We start from the raw sequence: 20530 nt of genomic DNA, 5'->3' as shown, positions 1-20530 counted from the left end.
GGCCGAAGCCGCCGCGCGTGCTGGTGTTCAACTTCTTCGCCGGGTTGAAGGCGCGCGGCATCCCCGTCTACGCGGCCGAGCTGGAAGAGTGCTTCGGCCGGCTGGGCATCGAGCACCGCGAACTGCGCGCACCCGCATGGCTGGCGCGTGCGCCGGCGGCGCTGCAGAACGTCTGCTACGTGCTGTACGAGCAGGTGGTCGCACCGCTGGCCGGGCGCTGGTGGCGCACCGGCCTGACGGTCTATCCCTACAACGCCGGCAGCCTGCTCGACGCCTGGAGCGGACGCGCCGTGATGGTGGTGCACGACCTCATTCCGAACCGGCGCGACAGCGGCGGGCTGGCGGCCCGCTACATCCGCACGTGCCAGGCGTGGCACGCGCGGCTGGGCCGGCCGGTGGCCACCGTGTCGCGCCACACCCAGCGCCAGCTGCGGCGCATCGAGCGCTATCGCCGCTGCCCCCTGTACCTGTGGGCCAACCCGTTCTATGCCTTCGAGACGGCGCTGCAGCGCACGGCGGCCCCGCCGTCCGCCGTGCCGCACGCGCCCGCCGCGCCGGCGCAGCCGGTGCGCGTGCTGCTGTGCAGCGGCATGGGGGCCAACAAGGACTACCGCGGCGCGCTGCGCCTGCTGCGGCAGCTGCCGGGGGACTTGCCGGTGGTGCTGCGCGTGCTGGGGTTCGGTGATGACGCCGCCCTGGCCGAGCGTGCGCTGGCCGGCTTGCCCGCGGAGCGGCGGGCGCAGGCCCGCGTGCTGCCTCGTCTGACGCTCGATGGCATCGTCGACGAGTTCCGCGCGGCCGATGTGGTGTGGGTGCACTCGCGGGCCGAGGGCTTCGGCCGGCCGGTGGTGGAGGCGCGCATGGCCGGCCGCCCGGTCGTCGCCACGGACATCGGCGCCTTCCGCCCGCTGCGGCGGCTGGGTCATGTGCATCTCTACAAGGACGCCGACTTCGTCGCCGCCTTCCAGGCGGCGCTCGGCGAGGCACGCCACCACCAGGTGGCTGCGGCGTCTGCCCAGTCCTTCAACCGCCAGCTCGAGGCGGAAGTGATGCGCCTGCTGCGCCACGCGGGCCGGCCCGACCCGGCCTGACGGCCGGACAGCCGCCGCCCGGCGCGGTCGTCAGCGCGCGGTGCCCACCCGCACCCGGCGGGACTCGGCACCCAGTGCGTTCATGCTGCCCGACAGGCGCTCGGCGGCGCCCTCGAAGCGGCCCTCCGCCACCCGCGGCGCCGTGCCGCCGACGAAGTTCTGCCCCCCCCGGGCCTGCAGCCGGCTGAAGCGGAACGGGCCGCCCGGCTGCGTGGGCAGGTCGAGGTGGATGAAGTCGCCGCGGTGGTCGGTGGAGCGGATGTCGCTGCCTTCGATGGCACCCACGGGCGACCGGCGGCCGGCACCGAGCAGCTCGGTGATGTACACCGCCGAGCGAGCGGCCCGGCGCACCTCGATGTTCTGCAGGCGCCCGCGCTCGCAGGCGGCCAGGTAGACGCCGTCGTGGCCGGCAGCGGCCGACTTCTCCGCCGCGGCGAGCACGTTTTCCACCACGAAGTCCTCCACCACCTCCAGCCGCACCGCGTCCTCGTTCACCGAGATCTTGCCGCGGTAGCCGCAATCGAACACCTGCAGGTTGCGCAGGGTGGCCCCCTGCACCGCCGCATCGGCGACATCCTCGGCCTTGCCGGCGGACCAGAACTTCACGCCGCACTTGCCGGGCCGGTGGATGACGCCGTCGGTGATGCGGATGTTGCGGTTGGGTGCCTCGTGCGGGTTGGTCGAGCCGCCGATGCGGATGGCATGCTCGCCGCAGTCGTCGATGCGGAAGCGGCGCAGCTCCAGGTCCTGGGAGCGCGCGGCCAGCACGGCGTTGTGCCCCGGGTCGGTGCGGGCATTCGCGCTCTTGTCCTGCGCCACCAGCCCTTCGACCACGCAACGCTGGGTGTTGCGCAACAGCAGCCCGCAGACGAAGCCGCGCAGGCGCAGGTCGGTGAGGCGCACGTCGACCAGGGCGGCCATCTCGCCTTCGCGGGCGCCGGCGCCGACCACCGCCATGGGCCGGTCCACGCCCTCGATGCTGCAGGCCGTCAGGCGCACCCGGCTGCCGCGCACCTGCAGGAGCCCGTCGCTGTTGTCGTTGCCGCCATTGGCCAGCTGCCGCTCCGCGACGATCTGCAGGCGGTCGGCCACGCAGTCGTCCTGCAGCACCAGCAGCCGGTCGCACTGCGCCGCGGCGCCCAGCGTCATGTCGAGACCCATCAACTCCGAGCGCGGGCCGAAGCGCAGCAGCACGCTGTTGCCGCTGATCTGGCCCTCGTAGCGCACGCGCGTCTTGCCGAAGTCCCAGCGCACCTCGCCGGGCAGGTCGATCTGGCGGCTGCCAGCCAGCGCCAGGGTGCGGGGGCCGCCCGGAAAGCGGACCACCTTGGGGCCCGGTGTGGCGCGCAGCTTCGCCGCCAGCGCCTCGAAGGCCTCGTCCTCCGGGCGGCCGTCGAGCCGGAGCAGGTCGGCCGCGTCGAGGGTGGCGGTGCGGGTGGCCGGCTGCGCGGCCGCGGGAGCGGCCAGCCAGGCCGGCACCAGGCCGGACAGCGAGGTGGTGCCGAGGCGGACGAGAAGGTCACGACGGTTCATCAGGTGTCCTGCGGTGGGGCCGTCTCAGGGGGCGGCGTCGAGGGAGGCCACCTCGGTCGTCGGATGGCCGGCCTGCAGCCGTGCGGGGTCGAAGCGGGCCAGGATGGCCCGCAGCATGACCGCGCCGAAGGCGGCGTTGGCGTGGTACAGATCGCGCCCGTTCTCCTGCCGGAAGGCGGGCAGCATGAAGCCGTGGGCATCCACAGCGCCCGGGTCGATCTCGACCACGGGAATGTCCGCCGAGCGCAGCTCGGCCAGGACGTGGTCGCGGTAGGCGTGGTGCAGGTGCTGCACGACGTCGCGCCCCAGCGCCGTCACCGCCGGGTGCCGCAGGAATGGCCACGGCGCCTCGAGCACGAAGACGGGCACATGGCGCTGCAGCGCCTTGGCAAACTCGATCGACTGCCGCGCGTCGCCTTCGATCGCAGCCCGCAGCAGGCTGCGCGACACCAGCGCGTGCGTCGGGGCCAGCGGATACGGCAGGCAGTTCTTGAAGTCGGGGTCGCGCCAGAGCCGGTTCGTGTTCAGTGGCCCGCAGATCCCGATCAGGTCGGGCAGCGGGCCGGGCGGCGGCAGCCGCTTGACGCGCTCGCGGTACTCGGGCTCGGTGATCTCGACGTGTGAGTCGCGGGCGGCGAAGAAGGGCGAGCGCAGCAGGAAGCCGCGGCCCAGCGCCTGGATCTCGATGCTGCTGGTGTCGGCGCCCTGCAGGCCTGGGTGGCCGGCCATCTGTGCCCGGCGCAGCCCGCCCAAATGGCTGTCGCCCGTGAGGAGGATCTTCATGCGCGCTCTCCAAAGACGGCGAGGAGCTCCTCGTCGCACACCACGTCGTCGGCGGCCGCCTCGGCGCCGGCTGCGGCCGGCGGGGCCGCGTCGGCCGCCTCGGCCTGCCTGGACGGCGTGGGGTGCTCCCGGAAGAACTGGCGCATCACGTGCTCGACGCCGGCCTCGACCACCGTGCGTCCGTCCGGGTTGTAGAAGCTGCCACGCATGAAGGGCGAGGAGATGATCTCGTAGGACGGGAAGTAGTCGACGTCGTCGCGCGAGTGGCTCAGGTAGCCGGCCACCGCGCGAAGGACGGACTTGGAATGCATGGTGGCCAGGCCAACATGCTCCGCGGTGGCCGTGGCCATGAGGGGCACCGGGCTGACCGTCAGCAGGAAGCGCATCTTCGTGTTGATGCTCTTGGCCCGTGCCAGGAACGCTTCCATGTCCTGCAGGACGTCCGGGTACTCCAGGTTCACGAAGGCGTGGCGGGACGCGTCGAACCGGCCGCCGCTGGTGCCGGGACACAGCGGATAGGCGGTGCCATCGCTGGTGGAGACCCACGTCTCCGTGAGACCCATGGTGAAGACGAACAGGTCGCAGGTCTCGAACAGCCGGCGCACCGCGCCGAGGTGGTTTTCCCTCAGCGCCCACACCTCGTCCATGGAAGCCATGGGCTCGGGCTCGATGGTCGGACGCAGCGCATCGACCCACCCGCCGTCGCGCCGCCATGCGAACTCCTCGGGCACGAACTCGCCGGTCGCCTGCTGCAGCAGCTGCAGCAGCTGCCGCGAGGTGTAGACGTTGCCATAGCGGGCGGAGTACATGCCATAGCCGTAGTCCAGGTGCCGCGGCGCAGGCAGGAAGGCAGGCGGCGGTTCCACGTCCACGAAGCGGAACCCGCTGTGGCGCAGCCGACGGCCGATGTGCTGGGCGAAGCAGCTGCCCGCCGTGGCGATGCGGTCATCGGCGATGCTCCACTTGCGGCGGTACCAGGGCTCGATCTCGAGAAAGTGGCGGTCGGCCACCGACTGGCGCCAGAAGGCCTGAGGCGGCTGCCTGCGGTAGGGGTGGTCGGCGTCGGACATGGGCGGTGGGAGTGGGGGGCGTCGGTCCGCGGGATGCTACTCCAGGGCGGTGGCCCGCTTGGCCGCCATAATGGACTTGGCCCTCGGCATGTGCAGGCGGCTCGAATCCATGACACCCATCGCATTCGCCTTGACCCCAGACGGGCTGGCGGCCAGGCTGCTGGCCGCGGACGCCAGCGCCGAACATGCGTTCCTGCTGTACCACGAGGGCCGCCACGTGGCGCGGGTCGACGCGGGGCAACGGGCGGATGTCCGCTTCACGCTGTCGCCGCTGCCGGGCGAGTACGAGGTGGCGGTCCTGCGCCGGGACGCGCCCGGGGCGGCCTGGCGCCGCGCCGGCGGGGCCGCCCTCACGGTGGGGTCCCCCGGGGCCTCGCCTGCGCCCGCCACCAGGCGCACCGCCGGGCGCGCGCCTGCGCCACGCCCGGCGCGGCCCCGGCCATCGCACCCGCCGGCCCCGGCCGCTCCGCCTGCCGTGGCCCCGGGCGCCGCGGTGCTGCTGCACATCGGCCTGCCCAAGACCGGCACCACCTACCTGCAACGCACGTTCCACGCGGCCTGGGCCGGCCAGGCGTGCCCACCGGTGGACTATCCCGAGGCCGGCTTCTACAACCACCAGGTGGCGCTGTACGAACCCCTGGCCCGCTTCCTGCCCTGGACGGCGCGGCGGGGCCATCCCGACCGCTGGCGGGAGCTGCAGGCAGCGATGCAGCGCGACACCGGCGGCGTGGCGACCCTGCTGTCCGCGGAGGCCCTCTCGGCGCTGAGCGACGAGGGCGTGGCCAGCTTCCGCGACCTGCTGGGCGGGCGGCCGGTCGGGCGGATCATCATCACCGTGCGGCCCCTCGCGTCGCTGCTGCCTTCGCATTGGCAGCAGAACATGAAGCAGGGCGGGCGGGGCGACTTGGGCGGCTATGCTGCACGCATGCTCGAGCTCATCGAGCGGGGCGAACACCCCGCCCCGATGTTCAGCTACCGCCATACCGTGCAGGCCTGGCGCCGGGTCTTCCCGCACGCCTGCATCACCGTGCTGGCCATGGACGGCAGCCACACCCAGAACCTGCTGTCGTTCGCGCGGCTGTGCGGCCTGGGCAGCGAGCACGATGCCCGCCTGCTGGCCAGCGTGCCGACCGCGGCGGAGCAGAACCTGTCGTTCTCGGTGCAGGAGTGTTCCCAGCTGCTCGAGATCAACGAGCAGATCGCCCGCGGCGAGCTCCCGGTGTCCGCGCGCCGGCTTGCCATGGATCGCTTCTTCCAGGCCCGCGAGGCGGGCGGCCAGTACGAGCGTCCGACCTTGTCGCCGGCGCACCGCGAGCAGGCCGATGCGCTCGACCAGGTGGCCCGCGAGTGGCTGCGGGTGCAGCCGGAGTGCGAGCTGGTGCATGGGCGCAACGAGCCGGTGGTCACCCCCGAGGCGGCCGCCGCCTGAGGCGGCGGTGGGCGCGCCGCGCGGCTGCGCGGGCGTGCCGGCGGGTCACGGCCGGCGCTGGCGTGTCGGCGGCTGCAGCAGGCGGTCCACCGACTCGGTGAGCGGGCGCAGCGCGTGGCCCCAGCCGTGCCGCTCGGCCACGGCCCGACCCGCCTGGGCCAGGGCGGTGGCCGCCGCGCCGTCGGTGAGCAGCCGCACGGTCTGCCGGACCCACTCGTGCGCATCGGCCGCCACGAGCAGGTCCCGGCCCGGCTGGGCATCCAGGCCTTCCAGTCCGACCGGCGAGGTGACGGCGGCGCAGCCGTGTGCTAGGTAGTCCAGCAGCTTGTTCTGCATGCCGGCGCCGAAGCGCACCGGGCATACGCCCACCCGCACCTCGCCCAGCACGTCGGACAGGCGGGGCACCACCCCATGCAGCACCACGCCGGGCAGCGTCCGCAGCGCGCCGAGGTCGCGGTCGGCCACGCGGCCGATCACGTGCAGACGGGCCTGCGGCACCGCCGTGCGCACACCCGGCCAGACCTCACGCACGAAGAACCACAGGGCGTCGCGGTTGGCCAGCGAATCCATGCGGCCGAGCAGGGCGACCGTGGCCGGCCGGGCCCCGGCCGGCAGGCCCGACGACGCCGGCAGCGTCACCCCGTTCGGGGCGACCACCAGGGCGGACCGATCCACCACGCCGCCCGCCTCCAGCTGCCCGGCGTCCACAGGAGAGACCAGCGACACCAGGTCCGCACGGGCGGCCACCGACCGCTCGAAAGCCCGCATGCGGCGGGCCTCCAGCGCGTACAGCAGCGCGCGCGGCGGGTGCCGCGCCCGGGCGACCCCGGCCGCGCGCTGCATGGTGAGGGACACGGCGTCGGTCAGCTCCACCCAGCACGGCAGGCCCTGGCCGAGGCCATAGGGCGCCATGCGGGCCAGGTGACAGGCCACCAGGTGCTGGCCGGGCAGCAGCTGCTGTACGGCACGACGGACGTGGCGGCTGCGGTAGTAGGCCACCTGCAGCGGCAGGCCGGGCCGCAGGAGCGCCGCCGCCATGTTCCACCAGGAGCGCCAGCGCGGCAGCCGCACGCGGTGGATGGCGACGAACGGGGCGTCCGCCGGCACCGGGGCGGCCATCTCCGCCGATGTCTGGCACACCGCCAGCAGGCACAGGTCGTGGTTCGGGGCCAGGGCCTGCGCCAGGCGCAACAGCCGCAGCCGGTCGCCGCCGTCGGCGGGCCAGGGCCAGCGTGGCGTCAGCACCAGGATGCGCCCGCGCCGCTGCGCACCGGGGCCTACAGCCATGTGGGGGCCCGGAACCGCACGATGCTGCGGTACAGCGCCAGGTAGGCGATCACGAAGACGGCGAGGAAGCCGAGCAGTGCCCAGAAGTGGCCGTAGAAGAACACCGCCGGCACGACCGAACCCAGGCACAGGCCCCACAGGTAGGGCGTGGTGCCCGCATTGCGGTGGTGGTCGCTACCGCTCAGGCGCCGGCTGAGCCGCGAATCGAGGCGGCGGAACAACAGGCTGTGCAGGTGCCCGCGGTCGGGCCGGCTCACCGGCTTGCGCTTGAGCCCTCGCCGGTAGATGGAGAACACCGTCTCCGCGATCGGGTAGATGCACAGCAGCAGCGGGAACATCGGCGACACCGTGTCGGGATGCCGCGAGATGAGCAGCAGGCCGAGCGTGCACACGATGAAGCCGCACAGGTAGGCGCCGCCGTCGCCCAGGAAGATGAAGCCCGCCGGGTAGTTCCAGATGAAGAAGCCGCCGATCGCACCCAGCGAGACGGCCGCCAGGGCGGCCACCCAGAGGTCACCTTCCAGGAAGGCCACGTAGCCGATGGCGGCCAGGATGATCATGGCGCAGGCGGAGGCCAGGCCATTGAGTCCGTCGATGATGTTGAAGGCGTTGGTCAGGCCGGTGATGACGAAGGCCGTGACCAGCACGGACACCGACCACGAGGCGGTGACCAGCGCGTCCAGCGCGGGAATGTCGGTGTGCACGATGCGCACGCCTTCGATGGTGGCGCCCAGCAGGGCCGCGACGCCGACCCAGACCAGGCGCAGGCGCACCGACACCGAGCCGGTGAGGTCCTCACCGAGCCCGATGGCCGCAGCGGCCAGCGCCGTGGCGAGCAGCCAGCCGTGCGGGCCGGCGGGACGCGGGCCGTTGACATGGATGTAGGCCACACCAATGGCCAGCGCCACTGCGATGCCGACGCTGCCCAGGCGTGGCACCGGGTGCGCGTGCAGGGCCTGGGGGTCGTTCAGCGAGCTGTGGTTGCGCCACAGGCGGTGGTCGCCGAACAACCGCAGCACGAGGAAGGTGCCGATGGCCGACAGCAGGAACGGCAGGACGAGGAAGCGCATTCAGCGTCCTCCCGGCGGACGCCTGGTCACCGCGGCCCGCATCGTCAAGCGCGCCCTGCGTAGTTGCGTGCCACCCATTCGCGGTACGCCCCGCTCTGCACCTCGGCCACCCAGTCGCCGTGCTGCAGGTACCACTGCACGGTCTTGCGGATGCCGGTGTCGAAGGTTTCCGCCGGGCGCCAGCCCAGTTCGCGCTCGATCTTGCGCGCATCGATGGCGTACCGGCGGTCATGCCCCGGCCGGTCGCTCACATGGGTGATCAGCCGGGCGTAGGGGCCGGCGGGGTCGGGCTTCAGCTCGTCGAGCAGCGCGCACACCCGGTGCACGATGTCGATGTTGGCCTGCTCGTTCCAGCCGCCGATGTTGTAGGTCTGGCCCACCCGGCCGCGCGCCAGCACGGCGCGGATGCCGCTGCAATGGTCCTTCACGTACAGCCAGTCGCGGATCTGCCGGCCGTCGCCGTACACCGGCAGCGGCTTGCCCGCCAGCGCGTTGACGATCATCAGCGGGATCAGCTTCTCCGGGAAATGGAACGGCCCGTAGTTGTTCGAGCAGTTGGTGGTGAGCACCGGCAGGCCGTAGGTGTGGTGCCAGGCGCGCACCAGGTGATCGCTGGCGGCCTTGCTGGCCGAGTACGGGCTGTTGGGCTCGTAGGGGTGGTCCTCGGTGAAGGCGGGCGCATCGGGCGCCAGGCTGCCGTAGACCTCGTCAGTGGACACATGCAGGAAGCGGAAGGCGTCGCGCTCGGCGCCGGGCAGGCCGGCCCAGTGGGCGCGCGCGGCCTCCAGCAGGGTGAAGCTGCCCTGCACATTGGTGCGGATGAACTCGCCCGGGCCGTGGATGCTGCGGTCCACGTGGCTCTCGGCGGCGAAGTGCACGATGGCGCGCGGGCGGTGCTCGGCGAGCAGCCGGTCCACCAGGCCGCGGTCGGTGATGTCGCCGTGCACGAAGGTGTGGCGTGCGTCACCGGCCAGCGAGGCGAGGTTGCGCAGGTTGCCCGCGTAGGTGAGGGCGTCGAGGTTGACGACCGGCTCGTCGCGGGTGGCCGCATCGGCCAGCCAGTCGAGCACGAAGTTGCTGCCGATGAAGCCGGCGCCGCCGGTGACGAGGATCATGCGTGTGGGGTGCTGGGCGATGCAGGCGCGCAGATGGCGCCGGATGGCAGCGAAATGGCCCCTGAATCGCCGGGAAATGCGAAAGTGTAGTCGCCCCGATCACCGGCGATAATGGGGGGTGATGACCTCCGACTCCCAGGTGGCCGCGGCGGACGCCGCCCCCACCCCGCCTCCCGCCCGATTCGACACCCTGCCGCTGGACGCCAAGCTCCTGCGCGCGGTGGCCGACCAGGGATACGCCTTCATGACGCCCATCCAGGCCAAGGCGATTCCCATCGTTCTGTCGGGGCGCGACGTCATGGGCGCCGCGCAGACCGGCACCGGCAAGACGGCGGCGTTCTCCATCCCGCTGCTGCAGAAGATGCTGCGGCACGAGAACGCCAGCGCCTCGCCTGCCCGCCACCCGGTGCGCGCCCTGGTGCTCGCCCCCACCCGCGAGCTGGCCGACCAGGTGGCCCAGAACGTGAAGGCCTACGCCAAGCACTCCAACCTCCGCTCGGCGGTGGTGTTCGGCGGCATCGACATGAAGCCGCAGACGGCCCAGCTCAAGGCAGGGGTGGAGATCCTCATCGCCACGCCGGGCCGCCTGCTCGACCACATCGAGGCGAAGAACGCGGTGCTGAACCAGGTCGAGTACGTGGTGCTCGACGAGGCGGACCGCATGCTCGACATCGGTTTCCTGCCCGACCTGCAGCGCATCCTCAGCTACCTGCCCAAGCAGCGCCAGACGCTGCTGTTCTCGGCCACCTTCTCGCCCGAGATCAAGAAGCTGGCCGGCAGCTACCTGCAGGATCCGGTGCTGGTGGAGGTCGCCCGCCCGAACGCGACCGCGTCCACCGTGGAGCAGCGCTTCTTCAGCGTCGAGGACGACGACAAGCGCGCCGCGGTGCGGCAGCTCCTGCGCGAGCGCGCCATCACCCAGGCGATCGTGTTCGTGAACTCCAAGCTCGGTTGCGCCCGCCTGGCGCGCAGCTTCGAGCGCGACGGGCTGCGCACCTCGGCGCTGCACGGCGACAAGTCGCAGGACGAGCGCCTGAAGTCGCTGGCCGCGTTCAAGGCCGGCGAAGTGGACCTGCTCGTGGCCACCGACGTGGCCGCCCGCGGCCTGGACATCGCCGACCTGCCGGCGGTGTTCAATTTCGATGTGCCTTTCAACGCCGAGGACTACGTGCACCGCATCGGCCGCACCGGCCGCGCCGGGGCGTCGGGCCTGGCCTTCACCCTGGTCGCGCGCGGTGATGCCCGGCTGGTGGGCGACATCGAGAAGCTGATCAAGAAGAAGATCGACCTGGAGCCGCTGGAGCTGGACGACGACCGCCCGCGTCGGCGCGCCCGCGAGGACGACCGGTCCGCCCCCCTCACCGCTCCCGCCGCGGGCCCGGCCCGTGAGCCGCGCGAGGCGCGCGAGCCCCGGGAAGGCCGCCGTGCCGAGCCGCGCCAGCCGTCGCGCGACCCGTTCTTCGACCGCCCCTACGAGCCCGCCCCCGGGGACACTCCCGCGGCGTGGGAGAAGTCCGCTCCGGCCACCCCGGCGCCCACCCGCCTGTCGCCCAACATCCGTCCCAAGCGGAAGGTGGCGGCCCTGCTGGGCGGCGGCGCCAAGGCCTGACGCACCGTGGCGCTCGCCGCGCCGCGCGCCGGGCGGGCCCGGCTGGCCTGGCGGGCGCTGCTCGCCGGCCTGATGGCCGTGATCCTCATGCTGGCATTGCTGCCCGGCAGTGGCCAGCCCGCTTTCGGCCATGTCGACAAGCTGCAGCATGCCGTGGCCTTTCTCGTGCTGTGGGCGGTCGGCCGCCGTGCCGGGCTCGGGCCGGCGTGGATGCTGCCTGTGCTGCTGCTGGGCTTCGGCGTCGCCATCGAACTGGCCCAGGCGGGCTGGACGACGACGCGCGACCCGTCCCTGGGTGACGTGCTGGCCGATGCCGCCGGCATCGCCGTCGGCCGCTGGCTGCTGGGCAGCCCCTGAGGCCTGGCGGGTGAGGGGTCTGCCGGCGGCGGGTCAAGTCGCCAGCCAGAGAAAGACCGCCGGGAGATCCCCGGTCATGGCGGGGCGGTCCGTCGCGGCCAGGTCCTGTCGCCACAGGGCGACCGCCTGGCTGCGACAGCCGCCGCCCGGCGAGGTCAGCCCCCAGGCGACCGCGAGGAGGGTCTCCGGCTGCAGCTGGCGCACCAGAGCCTGCAGCAAGGCCTCGTTGCGGTAGGGTGTCTCGATGACCAGCTGCGTCTGCTGTTCGCGGCGCGAGCGCTGTTCCAGTTCACGCACGCGTGCATCCCGTTCCGCGGCGCCCTGGGGCAGGTAGCCCTCGAACGCGAAACGCTGACCGTTCAGCCCGCTAGCGGCCAGCGCCAGCGTGAGCGAGCTGCCGCCGCACAGGACCTCCACCGTCACGCCCGCGCGGTGGGCGGCGGCGACCACGCCCGCACCGGGGTCGGCCACCGCCGGCAGGCCGGCATCGGACAGCAGGCCCACGTCATGGCCCGCGCGCGCCGGCGCCAGCAGCGAATCCCAGGCCGCCGCGGCCACCGATTCGCCACTGCCCTTGCGCGCACGGGGCAGCTCCTGCATGGCCATCTGCTGCAAGGGCTGCACCAGCGGCACCACCGCGTCCACCCGTTTAAGGAAGGCGCGCGCCACCTTGGCGCTCTCCACCACCCAGTGCGTCAGGCCGGCCGCCCGGCGCAGCGCGGCGGCGGGCAGGAGCTCGTCGATTGGTTGGGGGGCGGTGCCCAGGTCCAGGCTGTTGGGCACCAGCACCAGGCGTCCGGTGGGGCGGGCGGCGGGGCTCACGGGAGCCCTTTCGGGCTGCGCCCTGCGGCCCTCGCCCTTGGGACGGCGCGGCGGCTCATGCCTGCGCCGCCCGGCGGATGGGGTCCAGCCCCGCGGCGCGCAGCAGCTCGCAGGTGCGGATCAGCGGCAGGCCGACGAGCGCGGTGGGGTCGTCGGACTCGATGGCCGACAGCAGGGCGATGCCGAGCGTTTCCGATTTGGCGCTGCCGGCGCAGTCGTAGGGCTGCTCCAGGCGCAGGTAGGTCTCGATCTCCTCGTCGTGCAGGTCGCGAAAGCGCACATGCACCGGGGCCAGCAGCGTCTGGGCGAACCCGGTGGCTGGCCTCACCACGGCCACGGCGGTCTGGAAGGTGACCGTGCGGCCCCGCATGCGCTGCAGCTGTGCCACGGCGTTCGCATGGTGCCCCGGCTTGCCCAGCGGTTCGCCGTCGACGTCGGCGACCTGGTCGGAGCCGATGACCACGACGTCGCCGTGCTCCGCGCGGGCGACGGCCCACGCCTTGTCCCCTGCCAGTCGCAGGGCCAGCGCCGCGGGCGCCTCGGCCGGGCGGGGGGTCTCGTCGACCTGCGGCGAGCGCACGTCGAAGGGCATGCGCAACCGTTCCAGCAGCTCACGGCGGTAGCGGGAAGTGGAGCCCAGGACGAGCCGCGGAGCGCCTGGCAGGGCAGGGGATGGGGTCATCGCGGGATTCTCCCATCCAGCCCGTGGCAGTGCGGGCCGCCCCTTACACTGACGCCATGAGTGCACGCCCCCTCGACCCGACCCGGCTGGACGTGGCCGCCTTCGCGGCCGCGGGCGGTGAGTCGTCCGGCCATTGGCCCCTGGCCACGCTGCCTCGGCTGGCCGGCTCGGTGCTGGCAGAGGAAACGCCCGAAGCGGCGGTGCACTGGCAGGCCGAAGGCGAGCAGCGCCCGGTGACCGGCGGCGAGCCGGAGATCTGGCTGCACCTGACCGCCCAGGCCTGCCTGTCCATGCGCTGCCAGCGCTGCCTGGCGCCGATGCCCGTGGGCCTGGACGTGGACCGCTGGATCCGCTTCGTGCGCGGCAGCGCGGCCGCCGAGGCGCTCGACGCGGACCTGGAAGAAGATGTGCTGGAGTTGCCGCGGCTGCTGGACCTGCGTGAGCTGGTGGAAGACGAGCTGCTGCTCGACCTGCCCATCGTGCCGCGCCACGAGACCTGCCCCGAGCCGCTGCCCATGGGCAGCGCACCCGAGCCCGACGGCGCCGGGGAACCCTCGGCCGAGTCGCGTCCTCACCCGTTCGCCGCGCTGGCGCAGCTCAAGAAGAAGCCGGGCGGCTGAGCCGGGGCGGCGGGCGCCTCTGCCCACCGGCGCGCAGGGCTGCTATACTATCGGGCTTTCCCGGCGCAGGGTGCCTTGTGGCGCGCTCGTCCGGTCTTCGTTTTCAACGTGCTGACCACCGCGTCGGCCCCGCGTCCCAAGCCGCGGGAGCCCGTCGGAGGTCGGCAGCCTGCACCGGCAATGTCTTCCGCTGGTGCCCCAGGAGCACTCCATGGCCGTCCAGCAGAACAAGAAGTCGCCGTCCAAGCGCGGCATGCACCGCTCGCACAATGCGCTGTCCCAGCCGGGCACCGCCGTCGAGCCGACCACCGGCGAGATTCACCTGCGCCACCACATCAGCCCGACCGGCTTCTACCGCGGCCGCAAGGTCCTGAAGACCAAGGCCGAGGCCTGATTCCGGCGTGGCGCGCAGGGTCGGCCGGGTGGCCGGCCGCCCTGCTGGCGCGCTGGCGCCCCTGTGATTCCACACAATGCCGCAGCCATGACTGCGGCATTTGCTTTGGCGAAACGTGTCGCACCATCACACCCTGACGCCACTTGAGACGGTACGGGTCGCCGTCGACTGCATGGGCGGCGACCACGGTCCCGCGGTCACCCTGCCGGCCTGCCAGGCCTTCCTCGCGGACCACCCCCACGCCGAACTGCTGCTGGTGGGCTCGGCGGAGGCGCTGGCCGCCGCCGCCGTCTGGCCGCGTACCACCGTCGTGCCGGCCAGCGAGGTGGTGGCCATGGACGACCCGGTCGAGGTCGCCCTGCGCCGCAAGAAGGACTCGTCCATGCGCGTGGCCGTCAACCTGCTCAAGCGGGGCGAGGACGGCCAGTCGCGGGCCGATGTCGTGGTCTCTGCCGGCAACACCGGTGCCTTGATGGCCATCTCGCGCTATGTGCTGAAGACCATCGACGGCATCGACCGGCCGGCCATCGCCACCGTGCTGCCCAACGAGCACGGCTTCACCACCATGCTCGACCTGGGCGCCAACGTCGACTGCACCGCCGAGCATCTGCTGCAGTTCGCCGTGATGGGCAGCGCGCTGGTGTCGGCGGTCGAGGGCAAGTCGGACCCGAGCGTGGGACTGCTGAACGTGGGCTCCGAGGTCATCAAGGGCAGCGAGACCATCAAGCGCGCGGGCGAGCTGCTGCGCGCGGCCGCCGACGACGGCCAGCTCAACTACCACGGCAACGTGGAAGGCGACGACATCTTCAAGGGCACCGTCGACATCGTCGTGTGCGACGGCTTCGTGGGCAACGTGGCCCTGAAGACCAGCGAAGGCCTGGCGCACATGCTGGGCGGCTTCCTGAAGAGCGAGTTCAAGCGCCACTGGTTCGCCAAGCTCGGTGCGCTGGTGGCCCTGCCCGTGCTGCGCCGCTTCCGCAACCACTTCGACCCGCGGGGCTACAACGGCGCCGCGCTGCTCGGCCTCCAGGGCCTGGTGTTCAAGAGCCATGGCTCTGCCGATGCCTTTGCATTCGGCCGGGCGCTGGCACGGGCTTATGATGCGGCCCGCCACCGCCTGCCTGAACAGGTGCACGAGCGCATCGTCGACACGCTGCGGGCCACGGCCACCGCGTCGGCCGACGAGCCGGTGCGCCCCGCCGCATGAAGCCTTCCCCCGCCGTCTCGTCTTCTCCCCGATACGCCCGCATCACCGGCACCGGCAGCATGCTGCCGCCGCGCCGCGTGAGCAACGCCGAACTCGCGCAGGAACTCGCCGGCCGCGGGCTGGAGACGTCCGACCAATGGATCGTGGAGCGCACCGGCATCCGTGCCCGTCGCTTTGCCGATCCGCAGGTGCAGGCGAGCGACCTCGGCGTGGCCGCCGCCCGCCATGCGCTGGAGGCTGCGGGACGCCGGCCGGAGGACGTGGACCTGATCATCGTGGCCACCTCCACGCCGGACATGGTGTTCCCGTCGACGGCCACCATCATCCAGCGCAAGCTCGGCATCGACGGCTGCCCGGCCTTCGACCTGCAGGCCGTGTGCTCGGGCTTCGTGTATGGGCTGTCCGTCGCCGACGCGATGATCCGCGCCGGCACGGCCAACTGCGCCCTGGTCATCGGCAGCGAGATCTTCTCCCGCATCCTCGACTTCAACGACCGCACCACCTGCGTGCTGTTCGGTGACGGCGCCGGCGCGGTGGTCCTGGAGTCGTCGGCCGAGCCGGGCATCCTGGCGTCGCGCCTGCACGCGGACGGCCGGCACATGGAGATCCTGTGCACGCCCGGCACGGTCGCCGGCGGCCAGGTGGTGGGCGATCCGCTGCTGAAGATGGACGGCCAGGCCGTGTTCAAGCTGGCCGTCAAGGTGCTCGAGGAGGTGGCGCGCGAGGTGCTCGAGGCGGCTGGCCGGCAGCCGGAGGACATCGACTGGCTCATCCCTCACCAGGCGAACATCCGCATCATGCAGGGCACCGCGCGCAAGCTGAAGCTGCCGCCCGAGCGGGTCGTCGTCACGGTGGACGAGCACGGCAATACCTCGGCCGCGTCCATTCCGCTGGCGCTCGATCACGCCGTGCGGGCCGGCCAGATCCAGCGGGGCCAGACCCTCATGCTCGAAGGCGTGGGCGGCGGCTTCACCTGGGGTGCCGTGCTGCTCGACTTCTGACATCGCTATCGACACCGGTGGCACGCGGCTTGCGGTGCCTTCCTTGCCTGTTCCGATGACCTCATGACTTCCTTCGCATTCGTCTTCCCCGGCCAAGGCTCCCAGGCCGTCGGCATGCTCGACGCCTGGGGCGACCACCCCGCCGTGCGCCACACCCTGGCCGAAGCCTCCGACGCGCTGGGCCAGGACATCGGCGCCCTGATCCACGCAGGCCCCAAGGACCAGCTGGACCTCACCACCCATACCCAGCCCGTCATGCTCACGGCCGGCATCGCGTGCTACCGCGCCTGGCGCGCGGAAGGCGGATCGGCGCCGGCGGCGGTGGCCGGGCACTCGCTGGGCGAGTACACCGCCCTGGTGGCCGCTGGCAGCCTGTCGCTGGCCGACGCACTGCCGCTGGTGCGGCTGCGGGCCCAGGCCATGCAGGAAGCGGTCCCCGTGGGGCAGGGCGCCATGGCGGCGATCCTCGGGCTCGACGCGGCCGCCGTGCGCGCCGGCTGCGCCGAGGCGGCCGCCGGCAGCGGCGAGGTGGTCGAGGCCGTCAACTTCAATGACCCCAGGCAGACCGTGATCGCAGGCACCCAGGCCGGCGTGGCCCGTGCCTGCGAGCTGCTCAAGGCCGCGGGTGCCAAGCGCGCGCTGCCGCTTCCGGTGTCGGCGCCTTTCCATTCGAGCCTCATGAAGCCTGCCGCCGAGCGGCTGAAGGCGCGCCTGGCCGAGGTGGCCATCGGCTCGCCGGCCATGCCGCTGGTCAACAACATCGACGTGGCGGTGGTGGCGGACCCGGACGCCATCCGTGACGCCCTGTACCGCCAGGCCTTCGGGCCGGTGCGCTGGGTGGAGGTCGTGCAGGCGCTGCGCGCGCGCGGGCTCACGCACGTCATCGAGTGCGGGCCGGGCAAGGTCCTGGCCGGCATGGTCAAGCGCATCGATGCCGATGCGATCAGCGCAACCGTGTTCGACCCGGCCTCGCTGGCCGAGGTGAAGGAAATGCTGGCATGAGCCAAGACACGACGACGATGCAGGGCCAGGTCGCCCTGGTGACGGGCGCCTCGCGCGGCATCGGCCGCGCCATCGCACTGGAGCTGGCCGGCCGCGGCATGGTGGTCGTGGGCACCGCCACCAGCGATGCCGGCGCCGCTGCCATCTCCGATGCACTGGCCGCCTTCCCCGGCAGCCGCGGCGTGAACCTCAACGTCAATGACGCGGCGGGCGTCGACGCGCTCGTGGAGTCGCTCGTCAAGGCCCACGGCGCGCTGCACGTGCTCGTCAACAACGCCGGCATCACGCGGGACACGCTGGCCATGCGCATGAAGGACGAGGACTGGGACGCGGTGGTCGACACCAATCTCAAGGCCGTCTTCCGCCTGTCCCGGGCGGTGTTGCGCCCCATGATGAAACAGCGCTACGGCCGCATCGTGAGCATCACCTCGGTGGTGGGTGCCTCGGGCAATCCGGGCCAGGCCAACTACGCTGCCGCGAAGGCGGGCGTGGCGGGCATGACCCGCGCGCTGGCGCGCGAACTGGGCAGCCGGGCGATCACCGTCAACTGCGTGGCCCCGGGCTTCATCTCCACCGACATGACCGAGGCGCTGCCCGAGGCCCAGAGGACCGCCCTGCTGCAGCAGATCCCGCTGCAGCGCCTGGGCCAGCCGGGGGAGATCGCCCACGCGGTGGCCTTCCTCGCCTCGCCCCAGGCGGGCTACATCACCGGCACCGAACTGCACGTCAACGGCGGCATGTTCATGTGCTGAACAACCCTGGGCGCCACCCGGCGCCCACCCTTGCCGGGGGCTGGCGGACCGCCAGCGTAGAATCCGGCCCGTTTTTTCCCCACCCTCCCGGAGGAGTCATGAGCGATATCGAAGCACGCGTCAAGAAGATCATTGCCGAGCAACTGGGCGTTCCCGAAGGCGACGTCACCAACGAGAAGGCTTTCGTGGCCGACCTGGGCGCCGACTCCCTGGACACCGTCGAGCTGGTGATGGCCCTCGAGGACGAGTTCGGCATCGAGATCCCCGACGAAGAGGCCGAGAAGATCACCACCGTGCAACTGGCGATCGACTACGCCAAGTCGCACGCCAAGGCCTGAGGCCTTTTTCTTCCGCTTGCCGCTGCACGCATGACCCGTCGCGTCGTCGTCACCGGCCTGGGCCTCGTGAGCCCGGTCGGCAACACCGTTTCCGAAGCCTGGTCCAACGTGTTGGCCGGACGCTCGGGCATCGGCCCGATCACCCGGTTCGATGCCTCGAGCCTGGCCTGCCAGTTCGCCGGTGAGGTGAAGGGCTTCAATGTCGAGGAGTACATCCCCGGCAAGGAAGCCAAGCACATGGATACCTTCATCCACTTCGGGATGGCAGCGGGTATCCAGGCCGTGCAGGATGCCGGCCTGCCGACGGGTGACCAGCTCACCGAGGACGCGGCCGAACGCATTGGCTGCATGATCGGCTCGGGCATCGGGGGACTGCCCGAGATCGAGGCCACCACGCGCGTGGTGGTCGAGCGCGGCGCTCGCCGTATCTCGCCCTTCTTCGTACCGGCCTCGATCATCAACATGATCTCGGGCCACCTGTCGATCCGCTTCGGGTTCACCGGCCCGAACCTGGCGGTGGTCACCGCGTGCACCACCGGCCTGCATTGCATCGGTCAGGCGGCGCGCATGATCGAGTACGGCGACGCGGACGTCATGGTCGCTGGTGGCGCCGAAGCCACGGTGTCCACCCTGGGCGTGGGTGGCTTCGCTGCCGCGCGCGCCCTGTCCACCCGCAACGACGACCCCGCGACCGCGTCCCGCCCGTGGGACAAGGACCGCGATGGCTTCGTGCTGGGTGAAGGCGCCGGCGTGATGGTGCTCGAGGAATACGAGCATGCCAAGCGCCGTGGCGCCAAGATCTACGCCGAGGTGCGCGGGTTCGGGATGGGCGGCGACGCCTTCCACATGACGGCGCCCAACGTCGACGGCCCCAAGCGATCGATGAAGGCGGCGCTGCGCAACGCCCGCATAAACCCCGACCAGGTGCAGTACGTGAACGCGCACGGCACCTCCACGCCGCTGGGCGACCTGAACGAGACGAACGCCATCAAGCTGGCATTCGGCGACCATGCACGGCGACTCGTCTTGAACTCCACGAAGTCCATGACCGGCCACCTGCTCGGTGGCGCGGGGGGCATCGAATCGGTCTTCACGGTGCTGGCCCTGCGGGACCAGGTCTCGCCCCCCACCATCAACATCTTCAACCAGGACCCGGAATGCGACCTGGACTACTGCGCCAACCAGGCGCGGGAGATGAAGATCGACCTGGCGGTGAAAAACAACTTCGGCTTCGGCGGCACCAACGGCACGCTGGTGTTCGGCCGGGTCTGATGCCCCTGTCCACGCCCGAACAGGGCGTGCCCCATGCGCACCCCGCCGGCCATCGACGTGCCGGTCGGTGACGGTGCGTGCTGGCGGGTGGCAGCGGCGCTGCTGGCTGCTGCGGCCGCCGGCGTGCCGCTCGCCTGGGCCGGCTGGCACCTGCAGGCGGCCGGGTGGCCGGGCGGCCTGCCGATGCCGGCCCTGGCCGGCCTCGCGGCCGCGGGGGCCGCGGCCGCCTCCTGGCGCGCCCGCCTCCCACGCGCCAGACTGCGCTGGACCGGCACCTGCTGGCACTGGCTGCCGTCCGGCGGGCCCCCGCGTCCGTTCGTGTCCTTGCGTGTGAGCCTGGATCTCGGCGGCGCGCTGCTGCTGCATGCCCGTGAAGAGACCGGAGCCGGCCGCTGGCTGGCGCTGGATCGTCGCAGCGCCGGCCCGGCCTGGCACCCGTTGCGCGTGGCGGTGATGGCCGGAGGCCGCGCATGACGGCCGCCGGGCCGGATGTCGACGCCGCGCTGGTCGAGCGCGTGCGCCAGGGCGATGCCCGCGCCTTCGAGATGCTGGTCGTGAAGTACCAGCGCCGCATCGAGCGGCTGATCGGACGCATGGTCCGGGACAGCGACCTGGTGGCCGACATCGCGCAGGAGACCTTCATCCGCGCCTACCGCGCCTTGCCGCAGTTCCGGGGCGACAGCGCGTTCTACACCTGGCTCTACCGCATCGCCGTCAACACCGCCAAGAAAGCGCTGGTCGATCTCAAGCGCGACCCTCTGGTCACCGAGGCTTCGCTGGCGGGACCTGACGACGACGACGAAACTTCGCGGCGCGGGATGGAACCAACCGACATGGCGACGCCCGATGCCCTGCTGGCCAGCAAGGAAATCGCGGCGACGGTGAACGCAGCGATCGACGCGCTGTCGGAGGATCTTCGGCAGGCGATCACCCTGCGGGAGATCGAAGGCCTCAGTTACGAAGAGATTGCGGACGTGATGAACTGCCCGATCGGTACCGTGCGGTCGCGGATCTTCCGTGCCCGCGAGGCGATCGCACAGCGACTGCGACCGCTGCTGGATACGCGCGACGGCGAGCGCTGGTGACCTTTCGCCGA

At 72.0% G+C, this 20530-nt stretch carries 22 protein-coding genes; 14 read left to right on the top strand and 8 right to left on the bottom strand.

Annotated elements, in window-relative coordinates; translation table 11 throughout:
• Nucleotides 1-17 precede the first annotated feature (17 nt).
• Entirely contained in the window at nucleotides 18-1091 is a 1074-nt protein-coding gene (locus ACE3UN_RS11060; RefSeq protein ID WP_374674998.1) for a glycosyltransferase, read from the top strand.
• Between the two features lie 30 nt (nucleotides 1092-1121).
• On the opposite strand, the gene ACE3UN_RS11055 is transcribed toward ACE3UN_RS11060, so the two are convergent.
• Genes ACE3UN_RS11055 through ACE3UN_RS11045 form a run of 3 tightly spaced genes read right to left on the bottom strand, consistent with a single transcriptional unit; the run spans nucleotide 1122 to nucleotide 4477 of the window.
• Nucleotides 1122-2624: a hypothetical protein gene (locus tag ACE3UN_RS11055; protein WP_374674997.1), complete on the bottom strand. Its 1503-nt coding sequence runs from the start codon at nucleotides 2622-2624 to the stop codon at nucleotides 1122-1124.
• A 24-nt stretch (nucleotides 2625-2648) separates the two neighbouring features.
• The gene (locus tag ACE3UN_RS11050) at nucleotides 2649-3407 is read right to left on the bottom strand and encodes a hypothetical protein (protein ID WP_374674996.1); all 759 of its coding nucleotides are present in this window, start codon (nucleotides 3405-3407) and stop codon (nucleotides 2649-2651) included.
• The gene (locus ACE3UN_RS11045; protein ID WP_374674995.1) at nucleotides 3404-4477 is read right to left on the bottom strand and encodes a GSCFA domain-containing protein; all 1074 of its coding nucleotides are present in this window, start codon (nucleotides 4475-4477) and stop codon (nucleotides 3404-3406) included. The genes ACE3UN_RS11050 and ACE3UN_RS11045 overlap by 4 nt, the downstream gene beginning before the upstream one ends.
• Nucleotides 4478-4586: 109 nt before the next feature.
• Here ACE3UN_RS11045 and ACE3UN_RS11040 point away from each other — a divergent pair, with 109 nt between their 5' ends.
• On the top strand, nucleotides 4587-5906 hold the full coding sequence (locus ACE3UN_RS11040) for a hypothetical protein (protein WP_374674994.1): 1320 nt from the start codon (nucleotides 4587-4589) through the stop codon (nucleotides 5904-5906).
• A 45-nt stretch (nucleotides 5907-5951) separates the two neighbouring features.
• On the opposite strand, the gene ACE3UN_RS11035 is transcribed toward ACE3UN_RS11040, so the two are convergent.
• The 3 genes from ACE3UN_RS11035 to rfbB are packed head-to-tail and all read right to left on the bottom strand — an operon-like array spanning nucleotide 5952 to nucleotide 9378.
• On the bottom strand, nucleotides 5952-7193 hold the full coding sequence (locus ACE3UN_RS11035; protein WP_374674993.1) for a glycosyltransferase: 1242 nt from the start codon (nucleotides 7191-7193) through the stop codon (nucleotides 5952-5954).
• Entirely contained in the window at nucleotides 7184-8263 is a 1080-nt protein-coding gene (locus tag ACE3UN_RS11030; protein ID WP_374674992.1) for a glycosyltransferase family 4 protein, read from the bottom strand. The genes ACE3UN_RS11035 and ACE3UN_RS11030 overlap by 10 nt, the downstream gene beginning before the upstream one ends.
• 44 nt (nucleotides 8264-8307) lie before the next feature.
• Complete coding sequence (gene rfbB, locus ACE3UN_RS11025) at nucleotides 8308-9378, bottom strand: dTDP-glucose 4,6-dehydratase (protein ID WP_374674991.1); 1071 nt, start codon at nucleotides 9376-9378, stop codon at nucleotides 8308-8310.
• Nucleotides 9379-9499: 121 nt separating this feature from the next.
• On the opposite strand from rfbB, the gene ACE3UN_RS11020 reads away from it, so the two are divergent.
• Together ACE3UN_RS11020 and ACE3UN_RS11015 are read left to right on the top strand one after the other, a co-directional pair.
• Nucleotides 9500-10987, top strand: coding sequence for a DEAD/DEAH box helicase (locus ACE3UN_RS11020; protein WP_374674990.1), 1488 nt, complete (start codon nucleotides 9500-9502; stop codon nucleotides 10985-10987).
• A 6-nt stretch (nucleotides 10988-10993) separates the two neighbouring features.
• Nucleotides 10994-11344: a VanZ family protein gene (locus ACE3UN_RS11015; protein ID WP_374674989.1), complete on the top strand. Its 351-nt coding sequence runs from the start codon at nucleotides 10994-10996 to the stop codon at nucleotides 11342-11344.
• A gap of 33 nt (nucleotides 11345-11377) precedes the next feature.
• Here the strand turns inward: ACE3UN_RS11015 and ACE3UN_RS11010 are convergent, their stop codons facing one another.
• Nucleotides 11378-12166 (bottom strand): SAM-dependent methyltransferase, encoded by a 789-nt coding sequence (locus ACE3UN_RS11010; RefSeq protein WP_374674988.1) that lies wholly within the window; start codon nucleotides 12164-12166, stop codon nucleotides 11378-11380.
• A gap of 55 nt (nucleotides 12167-12221) precedes the next feature.
• Nucleotides 12222-12848 (bottom strand): Maf family nucleotide pyrophosphatase, encoded by a 627-nt coding sequence (locus ACE3UN_RS11005; protein ID WP_374674987.1) that lies wholly within the window; start codon nucleotides 12846-12848, stop codon nucleotides 12222-12224.
• Between the two features lie 56 nt (nucleotides 12849-12904).
• Here ACE3UN_RS11005 and ACE3UN_RS11000 point away from each other — a divergent pair, with 56 nt between their 5' ends.
• From ACE3UN_RS11000 to rpoE, 10 genes are all read left to right on the top strand, one after another.
• Entirely contained in the window at nucleotides 12905-13468 is a 564-nt protein-coding gene (locus tag ACE3UN_RS11000; protein ID WP_374674986.1) for a DUF177 domain-containing protein, read from the top strand.
• Between the two features lie 211 nt (nucleotides 13469-13679).
• Nucleotides 13680-13862 (top strand): 50S ribosomal protein L32, encoded by a 183-nt coding sequence (gene rpmF, locus ACE3UN_RS10995; protein ID WP_374674985.1) that lies wholly within the window; start codon nucleotides 13680-13682, stop codon nucleotides 13860-13862.
• A gap of 115 nt (nucleotides 13863-13977) precedes the next feature.
• Nucleotides 13978-15069 (top strand): phosphate acyltransferase PlsX, encoded by a 1092-nt coding sequence (gene plsX, locus ACE3UN_RS10990; RefSeq protein WP_374674984.1) that lies wholly within the window; start codon nucleotides 13978-13980, stop codon nucleotides 15067-15069.
• On the top strand, nucleotides 15066-16070 hold the full coding sequence (locus ACE3UN_RS10985) for a beta-ketoacyl-ACP synthase III (RefSeq protein ID WP_374674983.1): 1005 nt from the start codon (nucleotides 15066-15068) through the stop codon (nucleotides 16068-16070). The genes plsX and ACE3UN_RS10985 overlap by 4 nt, the downstream gene beginning before the upstream one ends.
• Before the next feature lie 63 nt (nucleotides 16071-16133).
• Nucleotides 16134-17072, top strand: coding sequence for an ACP S-malonyltransferase (gene fabD / locus ACE3UN_RS10980; RefSeq protein WP_374674982.1), 939 nt, complete (start codon nucleotides 16134-16136; stop codon nucleotides 17070-17072).
• A complete protein-coding gene (gene fabG, locus ACE3UN_RS10975) occupies nucleotides 17069-17824 on the top strand; it encodes a 3-oxoacyl-ACP reductase FabG (protein ID WP_374674981.1) in 756 nt (251 codons plus the stop codon). The genes fabD and fabG overlap by 4 nt, the downstream gene beginning before the upstream one ends.
• 98 nt (nucleotides 17825-17922) lie before the next feature.
• Nucleotides 17923-18162 carry an acyl carrier protein gene (gene acpP, locus ACE3UN_RS10970; RefSeq protein ID WP_374674980.1) on the top strand — a complete coding sequence of 80 codons (240 nt, stop codon included), beginning with the start codon at nucleotides 17923-17925 and terminating at the stop codon, nucleotides 18160-18162.
• A 30-nt stretch (nucleotides 18163-18192) separates the two neighbouring features.
• Nucleotides 18193-19434 (top strand): beta-ketoacyl-ACP synthase II, encoded by a 1242-nt coding sequence (gene fabF / locus ACE3UN_RS10965; RefSeq protein WP_374674979.1) that lies wholly within the window; start codon nucleotides 18193-18195, stop codon nucleotides 19432-19434.
• A gap of 33 nt (nucleotides 19435-19467) precedes the next feature.
• Entirely contained in the window at nucleotides 19468-19908 is a 441-nt protein-coding gene (locus tag ACE3UN_RS10960) for a hypothetical protein (RefSeq protein ID WP_374674978.1), read from the top strand.
• Entirely contained in the window at nucleotides 19905-20519 is a 615-nt protein-coding gene (rpoE, locus tag ACE3UN_RS10955; protein WP_374674977.1) for an RNA polymerase sigma factor RpoE, read from the top strand. The genes ACE3UN_RS10960 and rpoE overlap by 4 nt, the downstream gene beginning before the upstream one ends.
• Nucleotides 20520-20530 lie beyond the last annotated feature (11 nt).

The organism is Ideonella sp. (assembly GCF_041918995.1).
Lineage (GTDB): Bacteria > Pseudomonadota > Gammaproteobacteria > Burkholderiales > Burkholderiaceae_C > Ideonella.
Note: the sequence above shows the minus strand (reverse complement) of the source record. Positions and strands in the feature narration are given on the sequence as shown.

Bases quoted from the DNA above. Each gene is read 5' to 3' on its own strand.
- ACE3UN_RS11055 (WP_374674997.1), bottom strand. From the start codon at position 2,624: ATGAACCGTCGTGACCTTCTCGTCCGCCTCGGCACCACCTCGCTGTCC.
- ACE3UN_RS11050 (WP_374674996.1), bottom strand. From the start codon at position 3,407: ATGAAGATCCTCCTCACGGGCGACAGCCATTTGGGCGGGCTGCGCCGG.
- ACE3UN_RS11045 (WP_374674995.1), bottom strand. From the start codon at position 4,477: ATGTCCGACGCCGACCACCCCTACCGCAGGCAGCCGCCTCAGGCCTTC.
- ACE3UN_RS11040 (WP_374674994.1), top strand. From the start codon at position 4,587: ATGACACCCATCGCATTCGCCTTGACCCCAGACGGGCTGGCGGCCAGG.
- ACE3UN_RS11035 (WP_374674993.1), bottom strand. From the start codon at position 7,193: ATGGCTGTAGGCCCCGGTGCGCAGCGGCGCGGGCGCATCCTGGTGCTG.
- ACE3UN_RS11030 (WP_374674992.1), bottom strand. From the start codon at position 8,263: ATGCGCTTCCTCGTCCTGCCGTTCCTGCTGTCGGCCATCGGCACCTTC.
- rfbB (WP_374674991.1), bottom strand. From the start codon at position 9,378: ATGATCCTCGTCACCGGCGGCGCCGGCTTCATCGGCAGCAACTTCGTG.
- ACE3UN_RS11020 (WP_374674990.1), top strand. From the start codon at position 9,500: ATGACCTCCGACTCCCAGGTGGCCGCGGCGGACGCCGCCCCCACCCCG.
- ACE3UN_RS11005 (WP_374674987.1), bottom strand. From the start codon at position 12,848: ATGACCCCATCCCCTGCCCTGCCAGGCGCTCCGCGGCTCGTCCTGGGC.
- ACE3UN_RS11000 (WP_374674986.1), top strand. From the start codon at position 12,905: ATGAGTGCACGCCCCCTCGACCCGACCCGGCTGGACGTGGCCGCCTTC.
- rpmF (WP_374674985.1), top strand. From the start codon at position 13,680: ATGGCCGTCCAGCAGAACAAGAAGTCGCCGTCCAAGCGCGGCATGCAC.
- ACE3UN_RS10985 (WP_374674983.1), top strand. From the start codon at position 15,066: ATGAAGCCTTCCCCCGCCGTCTCGTCTTCTCCCCGATACGCCCGCATC.
- fabD (WP_374674982.1), top strand. From the start codon at position 16,134: ATGACTTCCTTCGCATTCGTCTTCCCCGGCCAAGGCTCCCAGGCCGTC.
- fabG (WP_374674981.1), top strand. From the start codon at position 17,069: ATGAGCCAAGACACGACGACGATGCAGGGCCAGGTCGCCCTGGTGACG.
- acpP (WP_374674980.1), top strand. From the start codon at position 17,923: ATGAGCGATATCGAAGCACGCGTCAAGAAGATCATTGCCGAGCAACTG.
- fabF (WP_374674979.1), top strand. From the start codon at position 18,193: ATGACCCGTCGCGTCGTCGTCACCGGCCTGGGCCTCGTGAGCCCGGTC.
- ACE3UN_RS10960 (WP_374674978.1), top strand. From the start codon at position 19,468: ATGCGCACCCCGCCGGCCATCGACGTGCCGGTCGGTGACGGTGCGTGC.
- rpoE (WP_374674977.1), top strand. From the start codon at position 19,905: ATGACGGCCGCCGGGCCGGATGTCGACGCCGCGCTGGTCGAGCGCGTG.